The 3662-nt window shown below is 64.4% G+C and carries 2 protein-coding genes and 3 pseudogenes; 1 reads left to right on the top strand and 4 read right to left on the bottom strand.

The window, feature by feature from the left end; translation table 11 throughout:
* A pseudogene (locus VGP39_RS23845) lies at window positions 1–261 on the bottom strand (GNAT family N-acetyltransferase); the annotation flags it as partial.
* Between the two features lie 434 nt (window positions 262–695).
* Between VGP39_RS23845 and VGP39_RS23840 the strand changes: the two are divergent.
* A complete protein-coding gene (locus VGP39_RS23840) occupies window positions 696–1103 on the top strand; it encodes a thiol-disulfide oxidoreductase DCC family protein (protein WP_327570558.1) in 408 nt (135 codons plus the stop codon).
* Here VGP39_RS23840 and VGP39_RS23835 read toward each other — a convergent pair.
* The 3 genes and pseudogenes from VGP39_RS23835 to VGP39_RS23825 form a co-directional block, all read right to left on the bottom strand.
* A pseudogene (locus VGP39_RS23835) lies at window positions 1100–1255 on the bottom strand (helix-turn-helix domain-containing protein); the annotation flags it as partial. The gene VGP39_RS23840 and the pseudogene VGP39_RS23835 overlap by 4 nt on opposite strands.
* Before the next feature lie 196 nt (window positions 1256–1451).
* Entirely contained in the window at window positions 1452–2690 is a 1239-nt protein-coding gene (locus VGP39_RS23830) for an NAD(P)/FAD-dependent oxidoreductase (RefSeq protein ID WP_327570557.1), read from the bottom strand.
* Between the two features lie 184 nt (window positions 2691–2874).
* A pseudogene (locus VGP39_RS23825) lies at window positions 2875–3662 on the bottom strand (translational GTPase TypA); the annotation flags it as partial.

The raw sequence follows: 3662 nt of genomic DNA, 5'->3' as shown, positions 1-3662 counted from the left end.
GAAATGCAGGCTGCGCGCGCGGTTGCGGCCGTAATTGGCGTAGCCCGCGACCTTGTCGCCGAACACCAGCACGCTGACGCGGCTGCCCTTGCGGATCGCTGAGTCCCACCATTGCGGGCCGCGGCGGTTGATCAGCTTCTCCAGCTCGGCGCCGGGAATGATGCCCTGATAGGCGTTGCGCCAGGCTTCGTCATGGGTCGAGGCTACCGCGGAAGCGTCCGTAGCCTTGGCCGGTCGAACCTCGATCAGGGTTGTGCTCATGGATGCAATCAAAGCAAGTCAGCGCGTCCGCTTCAAGGTCTATCGTTAATTATCAGTTAACGTGTGGATTTTCTGCATCAGTTTTGCCGCCGGGTGTCTCGAAAGAGGACAAGGCGCCGCCCTGGCAGGCGCTCCCGATGCGGTTTTGCGAGGCGGCAGGGTTTGTGGGCGGTATTTTCCATGGCGCGGACATCCGGTCGCTGCGAAAAATGCTGGATTTGATTTGCCACGCGGTTTCCGGTCGCCGGCTTTCCGGCCTAAAATGCAGGTGTTCAAAACCGGGTCGCTGCCGGCGCGCTCCTCACCCGATCCGGCTACCGCCGCTCACGCGATCTTGTTTCGTCCCGGCGACGTCGCAAAACGTCGCGCCCAAATGCCGCAGCCGGCAAGGCCCTCGGCCGGGCGATGGCGGCGTGGAACGGAGCGCGCCTGTGATCAACCCATGGCCTGATGACGACGTGATTCTCTACGACGGCGTGTGCGTGTTCTGCTCGCGCTGGATCCGGTTCGTTGCCGCGCGCGACCTCGACCGCCGCTTCCGCTTCACCGCGATTCAATCCGGCTACGGCCGCCGGCTGGCACAGGCGTTCGGCATCGATCCCGAAGCTCCGGACACCAACGCGGTGGTCCATGGCGGCGTGGCCGCTTTCAAGTCCGACGCCGCGCTGACCGTGCTGTCGCAGCTGCCGGGCTGGCGCTGGACGCGCGCATTGCGCGCGGTACCGAAAGCGTGGCGCGACGCGGTCTACAACCTCGTCGCACGCAATCGCTACCGGATTTTCGGGAGGTATGAGACGTGTTTCGTGCCGGATGCGGAAATGCGAGAAAGGGTCATCGACTAAACGTCCTCGGAACGGCGCGGCTTGGTCAGGGCCGCGAACAGGTCGACATAGCTGACATCGAGCGCGTCGATGACGGTTTCGAGCATCAGCAGGCTCGGATTTGCCCTTCCGCTCTCTATCAAGCTGATCGCAGCCTGCCTCACGTTGGCTTCGGCAGCGAGGTCGTCCTAGGTCCAGCCACGTGCCTTTCGCAGCCGCCGGATATTGGCGGCGAGCGTCCTTGACACCGCCGAGTTGCGTGCCGGAAATCTCTTACCGAATCCTGACCGTGCCATCGCAGCACTGTCAGTTAATCCGGCAAATCGGTCCATGTGATTCATCATATATTTCGGAGCTTGCAATAGCCGGTCATTTCATCGCTATTGCCTCCGCCGCCGCCCTCGCGCCCGAGTCTCTTGCCCCATGCGCAGTGGAGAAAAAGCTCGGCGAGGTCGCCTCGCCGGCGAAGAACAGCCGGCCATCGACCGGGGCGGCGAGCCGCGCGCGGTCGCCGGCGTGGCCGGGCAGCGCGTGGGAGTAGGCGCCGCGCGCGAGGGGGTCGTGCGCCCAGCGCGATTCGGCGAGCGGTTTCAGCTTGCGGCGAAAATCCGAGCCGAGCAGCGCCACGATCTGGTCGATGCTTTCCGCGGCGAACGCGCCGTCGCCTAAGTCTTCCAGTTGGCGCGCAAACGTGCCGCCGAAATAGCCCTCGATGCAGGGCTGGCCGAACGGGCGCAGGTGAAAGCTGCCCATCGCGGTGCGCATGGTGGCGCCGCGCAGGTTGCCGTCTATCGGCAATGCTTCCGGATCGTCGAGCGCCAGCATCACCTTGTCGGCGAGGCCGAGCGGCAACCCGCGCGCGGCCTCCAGCTTTGCCGGCAGCGCGGGATGAAAGCGGATCGCCTCGTCGGCGATCAGGTTGGTCGGCACGGTGACGATGACCTTGCTAGCCGTCAGCGTTCCCCGCGAGGTCTCGATTCGCAGGCGCGTGCCGGAATGATCGATCAAACTCACCTGGGTGTTCAGCGCGAGCGGGCAAGGCGCGCCATAGGCCGTCATCAGCGCGCCGTAGCCGTGCCGCACCCGCCAGTTGATCTCGGTGTCCTCATAGGCGTCCATGTCCTGGATCGAGACCCGGTCCAGTTCGCAGCCGTTGATGTAGGTCGAAATGGCATCGATCATCGGGTTCCAGCGATTGCCGGGCTCAAGGTAATGGCTTGCCGTGTCGTCGCCGCCGTTTTCCGCAGCCTCCTCCGCGCGGTCGTAGAACGCATCGAGTGCGACGATGAAGTCCCGGCGCTCGGATATTGGAAATCCGGTGTCAAAACTTTGCTCGCGCCAGGGCGGGCGGGTCTTGTCGATCGCGAAATTCAGCTGCCTTGCGATTTCGACGAACGAGTTCTTGTTCGCCGAATGCAGCCAGCCGCAGCCGAGGTCGAAGGTGATACCGGGCGCGGCCAAAATGGTGTGGGCGCGTCCGCCGATGCGGTCGCGCGCTTCCAGCACGATCGTGCTGAGGCCTGAATCCTTCAGCGCATGCGCGGCGCCGAGGCCGGCGGCGCCGGCGCCGATGATCACGACATCGACGGAGGAGGGAAGGGACATGATCAGCGCTTCGCCATGTGCAGACCGCTTCGTCAACGGAGGATTCGTGTCCCGGACGCGGTGCGGCATTCTTCATGCCGCTCCGCAGAGCCGGGACCCCGGTTTAGCGAAGCTAGCTGGGCCCCGGCTCTGCAGCGCACCGCTTCGCGAAGAGCTACGCGCTGCGCTGCGTCCGGGGCACGGGAAGCTACGCCACTTCCTGCTTGCTCTTTTCCGCGCGCTTGCGCTCGTTGGCGTCGAGGAATTTCTTGCGCAAGCGGATGGATTTCGGCGTCACTTCGACCAGTTCGTCGTCCTCGATATAGGCCAGCGCCTTTTCCAGCGTCATCTGGATCGGCGGCGTCAGGCGCACCGCCTCGTCCTTCGAGGTGGTGCGGATGTTGGTGAGCTGCTTGCCTTTGAGGATGTTGATCTCGAGATCGTTGTCGCGGGTGTGCTCGCCGACGATCATGCCCTTGTACACCTTCCAGCCCGGCTCGATCATCATCGGGCCGCGGTCTTCCAGCTTGAACATCGCATAAGCCACGGCCTCGCCCTGGTCGTTTGAAATCAGCACGCCGTTGCGGCGGCCCTGGATGTCGCCCTTGTAGGGCGCGTAGCCGTGGAACAGCCGGTTCATGATGGCGGTGCCGCGGGTGTCGGTCAAAAGTTCGCCCTGATAGCCGATCAGGCCTCGCGTGGGCGCGTAGAACACCAGCCGCAGCCGATGCCCGCCGGACGGGCGCATCTCCATCATCTCGGCCTTGCGCTCGCTCATCTTCTGCACGACGATGCCGGAGTGCTCCTCGTCGACGTCGATCACGACCTCTTCGACCGGCTCCTGCCAATCGCCGCTCGCCTCGTCCTGCTTGAGCACGACGCGCGGGCGCGACACCGACAGCTCAAAACCTTCGCGGCGCATGGTCTCGATCAGGATGCCGAGCTGCAATTCGCCGCGTCCGGCCACTTCCATCGCGTCCTTGTCGTCGGATTCGC

Source organism: Bradyrhizobium sp. (assembly GCF_036009065.1).
Lineage (GTDB): Bacteria > Pseudomonadota > Alphaproteobacteria > Rhizobiales > Xanthobacteraceae > Bradyrhizobium.
Note: the sequence above shows the minus strand (reverse complement) of the source record. Positions and strands in the feature narration are given on the sequence as shown.